The sequence below is a fragment of the Amycolatopsis pigmentata genome (assembly GCF_042684065.1).
In the GTDB taxonomy this organism is placed as follows: Bacteria; Actinomycetota; Actinomycetes; order Mycobacteriales; family Pseudonocardiaceae; genus Amycolatopsis_E; species Amycolatopsis_E pigmentata.
This window is the reverse complement of sequence record NZ_JBHUKR010000009.1, coordinates 341411-356693: the sequence shown is the minus strand read 5'-3', so window position 1 is coordinate 356693 and position 15283 is coordinate 341411. Positions and strand designations below refer to the sequence as shown.

The following is a 15283-nucleotide window of genomic DNA, read 5'->3' as shown; positions in this document are numbered from 1 at the left end:
AGGGCGGTCACACCACCGGAGGTGATGCCGTCCCGCACGGTGCTAAGGTCTTCTCTCGTGCGACGGCGTTATTTCTGGTTTAGCGGGCCGGCCCTGGGTGGGCCAGCCGGCGAGATCGCCGCGCGCTGAACCTTCCACCCATCGAGCCGGACACCAGACCGGCTCGGTGCTCGCGGGCCGGTCACGAGAGGACCACCCGCCATGCAGATCCCCGCAGACGCCGCGGACTCCCTGGACAACCAGCGGACCGCCGCGATCAGCCCGCTGATCTCACCCGCCCTGCTCCGCCAGGAGCATCCGATGAGCGTCGCCATCGCCAAGACGGTGGCCCAGGGCCGCGCCGCCACCACCGACATCCTGAACGGCATCGACGACCGGCTCATCGTCATCGTCGGCCCGTGCTCGGTGCACGACCCGGACGCCGCGCTGGAGTACGCACGGCGGCTGGCCGGGCACGCCGACAAGCTCCGCGACCAGGTGCACGTGATCATGCGGGTGTACTTCGAAAAGCCCCGCACCACCCTGGGCTGGAAGGGCCTGATCAACGACCCCGGGCTGGACGGCGGCTACGCGGTCAACGAGGGGCTGCGGATCGCCCGCCGGCTGTTGCTCGACATCTCCGCGCTCGGCCTTCCGGTCGGCTGCGAGTTCCTCGACCCCATCACCCCGCAGTTCATCTCGGACACGGTGAGCTGGGGCTCGATCGGCGCCCGCACCGCCGCCAGCCAGGTGCACCGGCAGCTGTGCAGCGCGCTGTCCATGCCGGTCGGGATCAAGAACTCGACCGAAGGGGATGTCCAGGTCGCCGTCGACGCGGCGCGGGCGGCGGCGGCGAGCCACGTGTTCCCGGGAATCAACGCCGACGGGCTGGCCGCGCTGATCACCACGTCGGGCAATCCGGACTGCCACGTCATCCTGCGCGGTGGCTCACGCGGGCCGAACCACGCCCCGGAGACGGTGACCGAGACGCTGGAGCGCCTGTCCTCGGCCGGCCTGCCGGAGCGACTGATCGTCGACGCCAGCCACGGCAACAGCGGCAAGGACCACCGGCGGCAGGCACTGGTGGCAGCTGAGCTGGCCGGGCGTATCGGTGACGGCGAGCGCGGTATCGCCGGTGTGATGCTGGAGAGTTTCCTGGAGGCGGGGCGCCAGGACCTTGTGCTCGGCCACGCGGACCAGCTCACCTACGGGCAGAGCATCACCGACGCCTGCATGGACTGGTCCACCACCCAGCACCTGCTCGACACGCTGGCGATGGCGGTGGCGTCCCGTCGCTAAGCCGCGCCGATGGCCGCCGGAATCACCGTCACAGAGTTTGGCGGGTGTTCGGCTTACGGAGCCGGTGGGCTTCGATGGCCCGCCAGCGCTCGAGGTTGTGGCGCGCGTCGGCGAGCGCGTCGTGGGCGTCGCCTCCCGGCGCGGGAAGCTTCGGCTTGCCGGCGTCCTCCCAGCGCTGGCGCAGGTCGCGGGTGAAGCGAGGCAGCTGGCGCGGCAGGTCGGGCATCGCGCCCCACAACTGCGCCAGCGCCACGTGGTCATAGGCGGCATACCAGGCCCACAGCTCGATTCCACCGCCGGGCTTGCCGAAGAACTCCAGCAGGTCCTCACGGATCCGCTCCCGGCTTCGCCAGGCCGGGTCGGCCGGTGACGGCAGTTTCGGCAGGACGTTCTCGCGCACCCACGGGCCTGCCTTCGCCGGGTCGAAGTCGGTGGAGACCGCGTAGAACTCCCGGCCCCGTTCGTCCACCACACCGATCGACACCAGGTCGATCGTCACGCCGTCCTCGATGAATTCGGTGTCGTAGAAGAATCGCACCGGAGCACCTTAGGCCGTGCTCAGCCGACCTTGGTCTGCGGCACCCGGTCGGCCTCGGCTCCCGAGGGCTGCGACGGCACCTGAGGCCGCACCCCGGCTTCCTCGGCGGCCATCAGTTCCTTCGCCCGCGCGGCGTAGATGTCCACGTACTCCTGGCCGGACAGTTCCATCAGCGCGTACATGATCTCGTCGGTGATGGAACGCTCGACGAACCGGTCGCCGGAAAGGCCCTCGTAGCGGGAGAAGTCCAGCGGTTCCCCGAAGCGGATCTCCAGCCGCCGGGGCCGCCACATCTTGGACCCGATCGGGTTGACCTTGTCGGTGCCGATCATCGCGACCGGGATCACCGGGACGCCCGCCTCCAGCGCGATCCGCGCGACGCCGGTCTTTCCCTTGTAAAGACGGCCGTCCGGGGAGCGGGTGCCCTCCGGGTAGATGCCGAGCAGGTGCCCTTCGCGCAGCAGCCGGATCGCGGTGTCCAGCGCGGCCTGCGCCGCCGAGCCCCCCGAACGGTCGATCGGGATCTGGCCCACGCCGGTGAAGAACCACTTCTTCAGCAGGCCCTTGAACCCCCGCCCGGTGAAGTATTCCCGTTTTGCCGGGAAGGTGACGCGGCGCTTCACGCGCACGGGCATGAAGAACGAGTCGGCGACGGCGAGATGGTTGCTTGCCAGAATCGCACCACCGTGCTCGGGGATGTTGTCGGCGCCGGTGACCCTGGTCGGCCACAGCAGCCTGAGCAACGGCCCCAGCAGTACGTACTTCAACAACCCGTACAGCACCGTTTCACGCCCTCCTGCCGCCACAGCCGCCGTGCTCCCAGCCTACGAACCGTCACCACCACCGCACAACCGGCACCGGCGGGGTGCGCGAGACGTCACACGCGCGCAGGCTATCCCCACATGGGGCATGGGCGTGGGACGATGGTGATCCGGTCTCGGACGAGGGAAGGACGGACGATCATGCTCGCCGGTGCCGAACCGTTCTCCTACCCCGGGTCGGGCGAGGTGGGGGTGCTGCTGTGCCACGGCTTCACCGGGTCTCCCCAGAGCATGCGGCCCTGGGGCGAATACCTGGCGGAGCGGGGCTACGCGGTGCGCTGCCCCCTTCTTCCCGGACACGGCACCACGTGGGCCGAATGTAACCGCACCGGCTGGGCGGACTGGTACGGCGCCGTCCGTGCGGAACTGCTGTCGCTGCGCGAGGACTGTTCCTCGGTGTTCGTCTTCGGGCAGTCGATGGGCGGCGCGCTGGCGCTCCGGCTCGCCGAGGAGTTCGGTGAGCAGGTGAGCGGACTGGTGCTGGTCAATCCGTCGATCACCTCCCTGCGCTGGGACGTCAAGCTGCTGCCGGTGCTCTCGCTCGTCCTGCGCTCCGCGCCCGGACTCGCCGGTGACATCGCCAAGCCCGGTGTGACGGAGGTGGCCTACGACCGGGTGCCGGTGCGCGCCATGGCGAACCTGGCCCGGTCCTGGCGGCTGGTCCGCACGGACCTGCCGAAGATCACACAACCGTTGCTGGTGCTGCGTTCGGTGGACGATCACATCGTGGAGCCGGTCAACTCGCGCATCATCCTGGATTCGGTGGGTAGCGAAAAGACGACCGAAGTCGTCCTGGAGAACAGTTTTCACGTAGCGACCCTCGACAACGACGCGCCATTGATCTTCGAACGGAGCGTGGAGTTCATGAGGGAGGAGGCATGACACCCCTTGTGTCCACCCGCGGCTGCGAAGATGACCGGGGTGACGTCGCGGAGGAACGAGCATGAACAGCCGGGATCCTGAAGACGTCGACGCGACCTTCGCGGCGATCGTCGCCGATCTGCGGGCCGAGGGCGTCGGCCGGTTCGCCGACGAGCCGCTCGACGAACCGGCCCCCGAGCGACCGGAACAGGGCTGGCGCTCCGGCGCCGACGGCTGGGACCAGGTCGTGCTGGGTGACGACCCGAGCGAGTCCGACGAGCATTTCGTGCCGCCGGATCCGCCACCCTTGCCCCGCCCCGGCAAGGGCGCGTTCGTCGTGCTGCTGTTCTTCCTGGTGGGGTTGTTCATGCTGATCGCGCCGGGCCTGATCGGGGTCAGCACGACGGTGGGCACCCCGCTGGGCATCCTCTGCCTCGCCACCGCGATCGCGTTGTCGTTGCTGCGGGTCAAACAAGGACCGACCGACGGGGACGGCGCGCAGGTCTGAGCGCTTAGGGTTTGGCGCATGCCCCGAGTGGTCGTCGCGCCGGACAAGTTCAAGGGCTCGCTGCCCGCCGATCGGGTCGCCGAAGCCGTGGCGGCCGGGTTGCGCCGGGTCGTGCCCACCGCCGAGGTGTTCGAATGCCCGATCGCGGACGGCGGTGAGGGGACGGTCGCGGCCGCGGTCGCCGCCGGTTTCCGGCACGTGCGCCTCACCGCGACGGGGCCGACCGGGGAACGGGTGGCGACGGGTTACGCGCGGCGGGGCGAAACGGCCGTCGTCGAACTGGCCGCGGTGTCCGGCTTCGGCCTGCTGCCCGGGGGCCGGCTCGCGCCGCTGACCGCGAGCACGCTCGGCGTCGGTGAGGTGATCCGGCAGGCCCTCGACGACGGGTGCACGCGGGTGGTGCTCGGCATCGGCGGGAGCACCAGCACGGACGGCGGCGCGGGGCTGGTGCGTGGTTTGGGGGCACGCCTGCTCGACGCGGACGGCGACGAACTGCCTCCCGGTGGCGCGGCGCTGCTGAAGCTGGACCGGATCGACCTCGACGGCCTCCGCGAAGCCGACATCGTGCTGGCCGGTGACGTGGACAACCCCCTGCTCGGCGAGCATGGCGCGGCCGCCGTCTACGCCCCGCAGAAGGGTGCGACCGCCGCGGAGGTCGAGCTTCTCGAACGGGCGCTGGCACGGTTCGCCGCGGTCGTGCGGGCCCAGACGGGCGCGGACCTCGCGGAGGCACCGGGCGCGGGCGCGGCCGGTGGTGTCGGTTTCGCCGCCCTGGCGCTGCTCGGCGCGGTGTTCCGGCCCGGCATCGACGTCGTGTTGGAGCTGGCCGGTTTCGAGGACAAACTCACCGGCACCGATCTGGTGATCACGGGTGAAGGCTCGGTCGACGAACAGACGCTGCGGGGCAAGGGCCCGGCCGGGGTCGCCGCCGCGGCGAAGGCGCACGGTATCCCCGCCGTGGCGGTCGCCGGACGCGTCACCCTGGCCCCGGAAGTTCTTGCGCGCCATGGCTTTTCGGCGGCCTACGCGCTGACCGGCATCGAACCCGACATCGATCGATGCCTCGCGCATCCCGCCGAACTGCTCGAACGGCTGGCGGCCCAGGTCGCCACGGACTGGCTGACGGCCTCCTAGCCCACCACCCTCAACGGACGCGCTTCGCGCGACAGCTACCCCAGGAGCGCCTTCCACTCCTCCAGCGAGCGGGGACGGAAGACGAAGTTGTGCTGCTTCACCGACGACAGGGAGGCCGAGGGGTCGGCCGAATACTGGTGGCCCGGGTAGACGACCGGGTCACCAGGCAGGTCGGCCAGCCACCGCAGGCTCCGGTACAGGGCCTCGGAGTCGCCGCCCGGAAAGTCGGTGCGGCCGCAGCCTTCGAGGAACAGCGTGTCACCGGCGACGAGCCTCCCGCCGACGAGGAAGCACTGGCTGCCGGGTGTGTGGCCGGGCGTGTGCAGCAGACGGATTTCGATCGCGCCGACCGTCACCACGTCGTCGTGCTCGTGGACGGTCAGGTCGGTGGTGGACACGCCGGTGGTGCGCCGGACCCAGTCGCTCTCGTCCCGGTTGACGTGCACCGGCACCGGCTCGCGGGCCAACAGGTCGGCGAGGCCGGGCAGCTTGATCCCCATCAGGTCACCGCCGACGTGGTCGGGGTGGTGGTGCGTGGCGAGCACTCCCGCCAACCGCATGTCGTCCTCGGCCAGCTTGTCCAGCAGGTCGCCGACGGCGTAGGCGGGATCGACCACCACCGCCTCGCGGGTCTCGCGGTCGCCGATGAGGTAGGAGAAGTTCACCATCTGCGTGGCGACCGGGTCGCCCGCCGCGTAGTCGCGGCCGGAGAGGAGCTGGCGGAAGTACAGGCGGTCGGACATGGGGCCGACCCTAGCTCACATGCCGTTCCTCTCCGGCCCCGTCGTCGCCTCAGGCGAACTTGGTCTTCGGGCGGTCCTGCTTGACGCCGTCGACGAACACGTCCACCTTCTCGTCGTAGAACGCGACCAGTCCGGTGACCTTCTGGCTCTCGGGCAGCGGGGTCCGGTAGAACCACGCGACGTCCTGGTGGAGAGCGTCACCGAGGCGCACCGACCAGTACTCCGCTTCACCCTTGTAGGGGCAGCGAGAGACGGTGTCGCTGGGTTCGAGCAGATCCAGGCGGACGTCGGTCTTCGGCAGGTAGTACCGGGTGGGCAGACCGGTCTCGAACAACAGCCGCGGCTGGGTGGACTCCGCCACCGTCACGCCGTCGATCTCGATCCTGATGTGGCGGGAGCTGGAGAGGATGTCGACACGGGTGTACGGGTTCCGCGGATGGACGAAGATCTCCTCGTCCTCCTCGAACCACGCGTCCATGGCCGCGAAGTCGAACCGGACGTGGCCGCGCAGCTCCTCGATCGGCGAGTCCGGGTACTCGGTGGCCGCCTCGACGGCCTCGTGCTTGCCGACGCGCACGGTGGACAGCCTGCCTTCGCCCCGGCTCGGCGAACGCTTCGTGTTCCCCGTCGGCTCGAGGACATCCCGGACGTCTTCACGGGGAAGGTAGTACGCCGGGTAGTAGGGCACCTCCCACACCAGCAACGGACGGACACTGTCGGCGACGACCTCGCCACCGAAGACCACCCGGACCCGTTTCACACTGCGTTCGACTCGCACCCGTCCACGATCGGCGCTCATCTCGTTTCCTCCCCGCGCTCGCGGCAGTTGACAGAGGGGAAAACCCGGCGGGGGCACCAGATATTTCGGGGCAGCCTCCGCGACAACCGCTTCCGGTTTCCGGGGCGGGTACGGAGGGTATTTCCCGGGCATGGACGACCGGTTGCGGAGTTTCTTGTCCGGCCTGGATTTTCCGTGCGATCGGGCCGCGTTGCTGCGCCACGCCGCGGCGAGCGGGGCCGGCGACGATGTCCTCGGCCACCTTGCCACGCTGCCCGAGCGCGATTACCCCGGCATCGACGAGGTGGCGCGGGAAGTACGTTGTGCGCCTGGCGAGGAGTGACATCTCGGCGCCGGGAATCCGGCGTCGGCGGAACGGGCGGGGTTTCCGGTATGTCGATCCTACGGGTGCTCGCCTGGACGACGAAACCCTGCGGCGGGTCAAGGGCCTGGTGATCCCGCCGGCGTGGCGGGAGGTGTGGATCTGCCCCCGGCCGAACGGGCACATCCAGGCGGTCGGTATCGACGACGCGGGTCGCCGCCAGTATCTCTATCACGAACAGTGGCGGCGTGCCCGCGACGAGGAGAAGCACGACCGGGTGCTGCGACTGGCCGAGCGGCTGCCCGAGTGGCGTGCCCGGGTGGCCGATGACCTGGACACGCACGGCCTTGGCCGGACCAGGGTGCTCGCGGGGACGCTGAGGATGCTCGACCGGGGAGTGTTTCGCACCGGCGGAGAGGAATACGCCGAGGAGAACGGTACCCGCGGCGCGGCGACCTTGCTGCGTAAGGACGTCACCATCCGTCGCGGCGGACTGGAGTTCCGCTATACCGCCAAAGGCGGTATCGAGCGGGCGATCAGTATCACCGACGCTCAACTGACGAAGCTGGTGAAGGCGTTGCGGCGGGCCAAGTCCAGCAGCGATCGATTGCTGGTCTACCGGGACATGAACGGGTGGCACGAGGTCCGGGCCGAACAGATCAACGAGCGGTTCAAGGAGCTGGCCGGCGAAGAATTCACCGCCAAGGACCTTCGCACATGGCACGCGACCGTCCTCGCTGCCGCCACCTGTGCCGCCGCGAGCCCGGCGAAGTCGGAGCGAGCGTTCACGCGGACGCGGGCGTCGGTGATGCGCACGGTGGCCGAGGAACTGGGCAACACGCCGTCCGTGGCCCGGAAGTCCTATGTGGATCCCCGGGTCCTCGATGCCTACCGGCAAGGGACCACCGTCGAACTGCCTGATCGGATGGACAGCGACGAGGACAGGACAAAGCTGGAACACGCCGTGATCCGGCTACTCGACGGCCACGAGCGGGATTGACGAAGAGGTTTCGCGAGCGCAGTCCGTCACTGCCCTCGCGAAACCTCCTGTTTCACCGGTGTCAGCCGGCGATCTGCGAGACGACGCGCTGAACCGCCTGCACCGCGACATCCGGCTGATCGACGTAGATGTAGTGACCGCTGTTCGTCGCGGTGCTCAGGGTGCTGCGGCTGGAGACCGCGAGCCATGCGTGCTGCCCGTCGGACCACACGCGCTCCAGCGCCTGCCCGTAATCGGGGACGGCTTGCGCGAGGTACTGCTGCCCATGCTGGATCACTTCGACCGGGATGTTCCCGGCGGAACGGACGGCACCATCGGGGACCACAAGCTTTTCCGGGTTGTCCCCCTGGTTAGCCGCGAGGGTCTGTGCCCGCAGATCGGCGGCCGGGCCGGTGGCGGACTCGGGGATCGTCTTCGAGAGATCACCGGACATCGTCGGTGAGGTGGCCTCCATCAGGACCAGTCCTTTGACCTTGTCCTGGTGGTCGGGGGCGTACCGGGCGGCGATCAACCCGCCCAGGGAATGCGCGGCCAGGACGACCGGGCCGTCACCGGCGACCTTGGCCAGTACCCCGGTCAAGATCTTCCCGGTGCTGTCGATGCTCTGCGGGCCGTCCGGCTGGTCGCTCGTGCCTTCGCCGAGCCGGTCGTAGGAGCAGACCCGGTCCTTTTCGCTCAGGGACTTCTGGAAGTCGGCCATCTTGTCTACCCCGTCACCCAGGCCGGCCAGCAGCACGACGACTGGTCTGCCCTTCACCAAAGTGCCCGAGCAGGACACGTTCACCGACTTGCCTTCGATGTTCACCTTCACGGCGCCCGAGAGGGTGCCCAGTTCGGCGGGGCCCGGGGCCGCCGCGGCGGCGGGCGCGGGTGACGGCGCCGACGGCCGGTTCCCGTCCTCGTCGTCATCGCAACCGGCCAGCACCGTTCCGGCGACGGCGCAGCACAGCGCGAGCACGGCGGGTGCCCTGAAAGTACCGAACATGTACTTCCTCCAGGAGATTCGATCGTTGTCGTGATGCCACTCAATGGACCTACGCGACTGGACCGGACGGGTGCAGCGCGTCGTCAGAGAGCGTAACGATGGAACCCCTGCCGATTACGCCGGGTTTCGATCCTTGCTCTTCAGTAACAATTAGTAGCGATCGAGATATTCCAATTCGAACGAAAAGCCCAGTTCGCGAGGTTACTTCGCGGATGCCTGGGCCGAGTTCGGGACTTCGTACTCCTGGATTGCTCGACGCACGGTAAGCGTGCGGAGATCACATGGGAGACAGCGGTTTCGTGGCCGGGCCCTGGATCACCGAGCCGTCCGTGCCGAAACGCGAAGCGTGGCAAGGGCAGTCCCAGGTCTTCTCGGCGTTGTTGAACGCCACGAGACAGCCCAGGTGCGTGCACCGGGCGTTGACCTCACGCAGTTCGTCATCCTCGGTCCGGCAGGACGCCACGAAGCCGGCGCCCCGGCGGGTCACGACTCCCTCACCTGGCCGCAAATCGTCCACTTTGGACCGCGACAAGGCGGCGCGCAGGTGGTCTCCGACCAGGTACTTCGCCACCACGGCATTGTTCCGGGCCAGCCCGGCAGAGGAGGCCAGGTCGAAGCGATTCGGGTCGAACAACGCGGCCGAGGGAGCCTCCAAGCCCCGGATCAACCGGTCCAGCAGGAGCCCCGCCGCGGTGCCTCCGGTCATGCCCCACTGGCCGAAGCCGGTCGCCACCCACAGATGGCGGGCCGCGGGATGGTAACGCCCCACGTACGGCACCGAGTCCACTGTGGACATATCGTGCGCGGACCACCGATAAGTCGGCTTGGTGACACCGAATCGTGCGGCGGCCTCGGCAAGCCTCCGGTAACGCGCGTCGACGTCGACGTGCTCGCCGGTGCGGTAGTGCTCGCCCCCTACCAGCACCAGACCGTCGTACCCCCGCAACGACCGGTGCGTCACCGCGTCCAGATACATCCCTCCTGGCCACGGAGTTCCAGTCTCACCGGCCACCACCAGATCACGGACCGGGTCGAGGCGGGCGAAGAACAGGCCGCGGTCGAGGATCGGGTAGTGCGTGGCGACCACGACATCGCGTGCCCGCACCCGGCCGTGCTCGGTGTGGACGACCCCGCGTTCCTCCACGTGGGTCACCCGGGCGTCCTCCACGATCCGGCCGCCGAGCCGTTCGATCGCCTTGGCGAGACCCAGCAGCCACCGGCGCGGATGGAACTGCGCCTGGCCGGTGAACCGCACCGCGCCGACGGCGCCGACCGGCGGCGCGATCTCCCCGACGTAATCGGCGGGCAGTCCCGCTTCCGACGCCGCGTCGGCCTCGTGTTTCAACTCGTCGACTCGGCCGCGGCCGGTGGCGTAGACGTAGCTGTCCTGGCGGCTGAACGAGCAGTCGATGTCCTCCGCGTCCGCCGTGGCCGCGATCCATTCCAGCGCGTCGAGCTGTGCTTTCCCATACTGCCTGGCGCCGTCGAGCCCCTTGCGGGACTTCAGTTTGTCGTAGATCAGCGCGTGCTGGGCACTGACCTTCGCCGTGGTATGCCCGGAAACGCCACCGGCCACCTTGCCCGCTTCGAGCACCACGACCGCGCGGCCGGCTTCGGCCAGGCGATAGGCGGTGGTCAACCCGGCGATTCCCGCGCCGATCACCACCACCTCCGCCTCGGGGGGCACCAAGCCCCCGGCGCGGTCCGGCGCGGGTGCGGTGTCCACCCAGAGGGACAGCGGCGAAGGAAGCTCTGTGGTCACTCCTCCCGAGTGCCCACCCGGCGCGGGCCGAAACGTTACCGGCGTTTACGGGTGATGGCACGCCACGACGTGCCACGGCGACCGGGTTCGTAGGGGGAGTCGAGCCGCTTGGCGGTGATCCCGGTCAGGCCGTTGGTCAGCGCGGCCTCGAGGACGTCCGCACCGCCGCCCACATAACGCCGGGGTACCCGCCAGGCCTCACCCGACAGTCGGAGACGGTCCAGCCGCCGCCGTCGTGACCGGTATGGATCGTCCAAACAGGACTTTCCGGAAAAGAACAGCACGTCGAAAGGCAGGTACACCACGGGAAATCGACCGGCGAGCCGTTTGGCCTCGCGCGCCGTCGTGACTTCGGCGCGCCGCCGCAAGCCTTCCTCGGTGGGTTTACCTTCGTCGAGCACGATCATCTCGCCGTCGAGCAGCACCTCGGTGGCTCCGAGCTGGGCGCCGAGGCCCTTGAGCTCCGGATAGGCCACGGTGACGTCCTCCCCTTCGGCGTCACGCAAGGTGACGCGGCCGCCTTCCACCCGCGCCTGCACGCGCTCGCCGCCCCAGGCGAATTCGTAGGCCCATTCGGCGTCCTCGTCCGCGGTGGGCAACGCTCCCCGGCGCGCCAGCATCGGCGGCACGAACTCGGGCAGGTCCTCACCCGCCCCTTCGTCGACGCGCTGGACGAACCAGTCACGGTCGTCGTGGCGGTTGACGAAGACGTAGGTGCCCCGCACGCGGGAACCCCGCATGCTGATCTCGACCTTGTGGTCGCTCCAGTGCAGGGCCTCATAGCGGCCACGATCCCAGATCTTCACCGTGCCGCCGCCGTACTCACCGGCCGGGATTTCCCCCTCGAAGGTCGCGTACTCCAAGGGATGGTCTTCGGTGTGCACTGCCAGCCGTCGTGTGCCGGTCCGCGGAGGCAGTCCCTTCGGCACGGCCCACGAGACCAGAACTCCCTCGCGCTCGAACCGTACGTCCCAATGCAGGCGCCGCGCGTGGTGCTCCTGGATAACGAAGACGTCGTCGTCGCCGTGCGGCAGATTTTCCGCACCGGCCGGGGGTTTCGCGGCCGGCTCCGTCTTTCCGGCGCGAGCCGCCGGTACCGGCTCCGGGGTGCGCCGCGGGTCGCGCCTGCGCCGGTACTCGCCGAGGTCCGACATGAACGCAGAGTACCCACCCCGGCACGCGTTTATCCTTTCCGGCGCCGGGGGAAAGAAGTGAAGCATGAACAGCCATAAGATCACCGAGATCTTCGTGCTCGGTTTGGACGAGCCGAACCTGCGCACGCTCAGACGTGTGCCCGGCGCCGATCACTACCGGTTCCACCCGCTGCTTTCGATCCCCGAACTGCAGGAGGGTGAGATCCCCATCGCGGACCTGTTCGACAAGGCGGTGCGCGAACTGGACTCCTTCGACGGCGAAATCGGCGCCATCGTGGGGTACTGGGATTTTCCGGTGAGCACCATGGTGCCTTTGCTGTGCCGCAGATACGGACTGCCGGGGCCGGACCTGGAAGGCGTGATCAAGTGCGAGCACAAGTACTGGAGCCGGCTGGAGCAACGGCAGGTGCTCGACGACGAAGTGCCGCCGTTCGGTCTGGTCGACCTCGACGGCGAACTCGAGCCGCCAGAGGGACTGCAGTTCCCCATGTGGTTGAAACCGGTGAAGTCGTTCTCGTCGGAACTGGCGTTCAAGGTCTCCGACGAGGGGGAGTTCACCGAGGCGGTCGAGCGGATTCGTGAAGGTATCGAGCGAGTCGGAAAACCGTTCCAGTACCTGCTCGATCAGATCCCGGATCTCGACATGCCGCCTGAGGTCGAGGCGGCCGGGGCGCTGTCGTGCCTGGCGGAGGAGTCGATGTCGGGCGTCCAGGCGGCGACCGAGGGCTTCGTGCACGACGGTGAAGTGGTGGTGAACGGGGCTCTCGACTCGATCGACTACCCCGGCCGGTCCTCGTTCCTGCGCCACCAGTACCCGTCGCAACTCCCGGAAGCGGTCGTCCGCACGATGTTCGACGTCTCGCGCCGCGTGATTTCCCGGATCGGGCTGGACAATTCGATGTTTTCGATCGAATTCTTCTGTGAACCCGAAAGCGGCCGGGTGCGCGTGCTCGAAATCAACCCACGGCACTCCCAGTCGCACGCGGAGATGTTCGAAGACGTGGACGGCGTCCCGAACCACCACTGCATGCTCGAACTGGGGCTGGGCCGCAGGCCGAGTATGCCGCGCGGCGAAGGCCGCCACCGGATCTCGGCCAAGTGGTATCACCGCCGTTTCGCCGACGCGGTGGTGCGGCGCGTACCGTCCAAGGAAGAGATCCAGGAGCTGGAGCGGGAAATCCCGGGAATCACCGTCAACGTGGTACCCGACGAGGGGCAACGGCTGTCCGATATGGACGCTCAGGACAGCTACAGCTACGAGCTGGCCCTGGTCCACGTCGGCGCGGACAGCGAAGCTGAACTGAAAGAGAAATATCAGCGCGCGATCGACGCGCTGAAGTTCGAGTTCGAGGAGGAATAGCCATGCGCGCGGTGGGCGCGCTCCCCTACGAGATCATCGAAGAAGAGCACGTGTGGATTCCGGTGTCGGACGGGGCCCGGCTCGCCGCGCGGATCTGGCGGCCGGTCTGCTCCGACGACGAACCGGTCCCGGCGATCTGTGAGTACATCCCTTACCGGAAAAGGGATCTCACCGCGCAGCGTGACTCGATCCACCACCCCTATCTCGCCGGGCACGGTTACGCGTGCGTGCGGGTCGATCTTCGCGGAACCGGCGAATCCGAAGGCGTCCTGGTCGACGAGTACCTCGAACGCGAACAGGCCGACGCCGAGGACGTGCTGGCGTGGATCGCGGAGCAACCGTGGTGCGACGGGAAAACCGGGATGATGGGCATCTCGTGGGGGGCGTTCGCCGCGTTGCAGGTGGCCGCGCGCAAGCCGCCGAGCCTGCGCGGCATCGTCATCTCCTCGTTCACCGACGACCGCTACTCCGACGACTTCCACTACATGGGTGGTTGTCTGTTGTCGGACAACCTCGCCGAGGCGGGCACCATGTTCGCCTACGGCACGCTTCCGCCCGACCCGGCGCTGGTCGGCGAACGGTGGCGGGAAATGTGGCTCGAACGGCTCGACGCGGCCGGGCCCTGGGTCGACGAATGGCTGCGCCACCAGCATCGGGACGCCTACTGGCGACACGCTTCGGTGTGCGAGAACTACCCGGACGTGCGCTGTCCCGTGCTGGCTTCGAGCGGGTGGGCCGACGGCTACTCCAACGCGGTGATGAGGTTGCTCGCCCATCTGGATGTGCCGCGCAAGGGCCTGATCGGCCCGTGGTCGCACAAGTATCCGCACCTGGGCGAGCCTGGCCCAGCTATCGGATACCTCCAGGAAGTCGTGCGCTGGTGGGATCACTGGCTCAAAGATGCCGACAACGGTGTGATGGACGGGCCGATGCTGCTCACCTGGATGCAGGACAGCGTGCCTCCGTCGACCTCCTACGAGGACCGGCCGGGCCGCTGGGTCGGCGAAGAGGAGTGGCCGTCGCCGAACGTCGAGCCGGAGGTGTTCCCGCTGGCCCGGCACCGGCTCGGTCGGGCCGGCGAACAGGTCGGCGGGCAGGCCATGACGATCTCGTCGCCGCTGTCGGTCGGGCAGTTCGCCGGCAAGTGGGCCTCCTACAACGCTCCCCCGGATCTGCCCTACGACCAGCGCGAAGAGGACGGCGGCTCGCTCGTGTTCGACACGGCCGAACTGACCGAGCGGTGCGAGATCCTGGGCGCCCCGGTGGTGCGGCTGGAGGTGGCGGCGGAGGCGCCGGTCGCGATGGTGGCCGCGCGGCTGTCCGACGTGGACCCGGACGGGCGGGCGACGCGGGTGACCTACGGCCTGCTCAACCTCACCCATCGCGACGGCCACGACCGGCCCGAACCACTCGAACCAGGCAAGCGGTACAGCGTCGAACTGTCGCTGAACGGGGTGGCGCAGGCTTTCCCGCCCGGACATCGCGTCCGGCTCTCTCTGTCCACTTCGTACTGGCCGTTGGCGTGGCCGCCGCCCGAAGGCACCCGGCTGACGGTCTACGGCGGAGACCTGACCCTGCCCGTGCGGACCGGTGGCGACACCGTGAACGCCCCGTTCGGCGAACCCGAGGGCGCGGCACCGCTGCGGACGACGAAGCTCCGCCCGGGCGAAGGGCGCTGGAACGTCACCCGTGACCTGGTCGGCTACGAGTCCACCCTGGAGATCGTGAAGGATTCGGGCACCGAACGCATCGACGACATCGACCTCGAATACTCCCGTCGCGCGTGCGAACGTTATTCGTCGGTGGCCGAAGATTTCGCTTCGCCCCGTGGTGAAACCGAATGGACGATGACGTTCCGGCGTGGCGACTGGGAGGCACGGACGGAGACACGTACGGCGCTGACCTGCACACCGCGGGAATTCGTGGTGCACGCGGAACTCGACGCATACGAGGGTCCCTATCGCATCCGCTCCCGGAACTGGCGGTACTCGATACCGCGTGAACTCGTTTGACACTTTACCCATCGGGTAACCGAGGGG

At 68.6% G+C, this 15283-nt stretch carries 15 protein-coding genes; 8 read left to right on the top strand and 7 right to left on the bottom strand.

Translation table 11 applies throughout. From position 1 onward, the window contains the following. Positions 1 to 201 precede the first annotated feature (201 nt). Positions 202 to 1278, top strand: coding sequence for a 3-deoxy-7-phosphoheptulonate synthase (locus ACFSXZ_RS21145; protein WP_378266842.1), 1077 nt, complete (start codon positions 202 to 204; stop codon positions 1276 to 1278). A 28-nt stretch (positions 1279 to 1306) separates the two neighbouring features. Here ACFSXZ_RS21145 and ACFSXZ_RS21140 read toward each other — a convergent pair whose 3' ends face one another. Further along, complete coding sequence (locus tag ACFSXZ_RS21140) at positions 1307 to 1816, bottom strand: polyadenylate-specific 3'-exoribonuclease AS (protein WP_378266841.1); 510 nt, start codon at positions 1814 to 1816, stop codon at positions 1307 to 1309. A 20-nt stretch (positions 1817 to 1836) separates the two neighbouring features. Next, positions 1837 to 2598, bottom strand: coding sequence for a lysophospholipid acyltransferase family protein (locus ACFSXZ_RS21135; RefSeq protein ID WP_378266840.1), 762 nt, complete (start codon positions 2596 to 2598; stop codon positions 1837 to 1839). Between the two features lie 180 nt (positions 2599 to 2778). Between ACFSXZ_RS21135 and ACFSXZ_RS21130 the strand changes: the two genes are divergently transcribed. The 3 genes from ACFSXZ_RS21130 to ACFSXZ_RS21120 all read left to right on the top strand — a co-directional run bounded on the left by ACFSXZ_RS21130 (position 2779) and on the right by ACFSXZ_RS21120 (position 5140). Further along, positions 2779 to 3519 (top strand): alpha/beta hydrolase, encoded by a 741-nt coding sequence (locus tag ACFSXZ_RS21130; RefSeq protein ID WP_378266839.1) that lies wholly within the window; start codon positions 2779 to 2781, stop codon positions 3517 to 3519. 61 nt (positions 3520 to 3580) lie between these two features. Then, positions 3581 to 4006: a hypothetical protein gene (locus ACFSXZ_RS21125; RefSeq protein WP_378266838.1), complete on the top strand. Its 426-nt coding sequence runs from the start codon at positions 3581 to 3583 to the stop codon at positions 4004 to 4006. Positions 4007 to 4024: 18 nt separating this feature from the next. Next, a complete protein-coding gene (locus ACFSXZ_RS21120; RefSeq protein WP_378266837.1) occupies positions 4025 to 5140 on the top strand; it encodes a glycerate kinase in 1116 nt (371 codons plus the stop codon). 35 nt (positions 5141 to 5175) lie between these two features. Here the strand turns inward: ACFSXZ_RS21120 and ACFSXZ_RS21115 are convergent, their stop codons facing one another. Together ACFSXZ_RS21115 and ACFSXZ_RS21110 are read right to left on the bottom strand one after the other, a co-directional pair. Further along, positions 5176 to 5883 carry an MBL fold metallo-hydrolase gene (locus tag ACFSXZ_RS21115; protein WP_378266836.1) on the bottom strand — a complete coding sequence of 236 codons (708 nt, stop codon included), beginning with the start codon at positions 5881 to 5883 and terminating at the stop codon, positions 5176 to 5178. Positions 5884 to 5932: 49 nt separating this feature from the next. Further along, on the bottom strand, positions 5933 to 6682 hold the full coding sequence (locus ACFSXZ_RS21110) for a DUF427 domain-containing protein (RefSeq protein WP_378266835.1): 750 nt from the start codon (positions 6680 to 6682) through the stop codon (positions 5933 to 5935). A 130-nt stretch (positions 6683 to 6812) separates the two neighbouring features. Between ACFSXZ_RS21110 and ACFSXZ_RS21105 the strand changes: the two genes are divergently transcribed. Continuing rightward, positions 6813 to 7004: a DUF2795 domain-containing protein gene (locus tag ACFSXZ_RS21105; protein WP_378266834.1), complete on the top strand. Its 192-nt coding sequence runs from the start codon at positions 6813 to 6815 to the stop codon at positions 7002 to 7004. Beyond that, positions 6985 to 7983, top strand: a complete 999-nt coding sequence (locus ACFSXZ_RS21100; RefSeq protein ID WP_378266833.1) for a DNA topoisomerase IB — start codon at positions 6985 to 6987, stop codon at positions 7981 to 7983. The genes ACFSXZ_RS21105 and ACFSXZ_RS21100 overlap by 20 nt, the downstream gene beginning before the upstream one ends. Before the next feature lie 61 nt (positions 7984 to 8044). Here the strand turns inward: ACFSXZ_RS21100 and ACFSXZ_RS21095 are convergent, their stop codons facing one another. The 3 genes from ACFSXZ_RS21095 to ACFSXZ_RS21085 all read right to left on the bottom strand — a co-directional run bounded on the left by ACFSXZ_RS21095 (position 8045) and on the right by ACFSXZ_RS21085 (position 11884). After that, complete coding sequence (locus tag ACFSXZ_RS21095) at positions 8045 to 8968, bottom strand: alpha/beta fold hydrolase (RefSeq protein WP_378266832.1); 924 nt, start codon at positions 8966 to 8968, stop codon at positions 8045 to 8047. 277 nt (positions 8969 to 9245) lie between these two features. Next, positions 9246 to 10730 (bottom strand): FAD-dependent oxidoreductase, encoded by a 1485-nt coding sequence (locus ACFSXZ_RS21090; RefSeq protein ID WP_378266831.1) that lies wholly within the window; start codon positions 10728 to 10730, stop codon positions 9246 to 9248. Between the two features lie 35 nt (positions 10731 to 10765). Further along, entirely contained in the window at positions 10766 to 11884 is a 1119-nt protein-coding gene (locus tag ACFSXZ_RS21085; protein WP_378266830.1) for a DNA polymerase ligase N-terminal domain-containing protein, read from the bottom strand. A gap of 64 nt (positions 11885 to 11948) precedes the next feature. On the opposite strand from ACFSXZ_RS21085, the gene ACFSXZ_RS21080 reads away from it, so the two are divergent. Together ACFSXZ_RS21080 and ACFSXZ_RS21075 are read left to right on the top strand one after the other, a co-directional pair. Then, positions 11949 to 13244 (top strand): ATP-grasp domain-containing protein, encoded by a 1296-nt coding sequence (locus tag ACFSXZ_RS21080; protein ID WP_378266829.1) that lies wholly within the window; start codon positions 11949 to 11951, stop codon positions 13242 to 13244. Between the two features lie 2 nt (positions 13245 to 13246). Continuing rightward, a complete protein-coding gene (locus tag ACFSXZ_RS21075; RefSeq protein WP_378266828.1) occupies positions 13247 to 15256 on the top strand; it encodes a CocE/NonD family hydrolase in 2010 nt (669 codons plus the stop codon). Positions 15257 to 15283 lie beyond the last annotated feature (27 nt).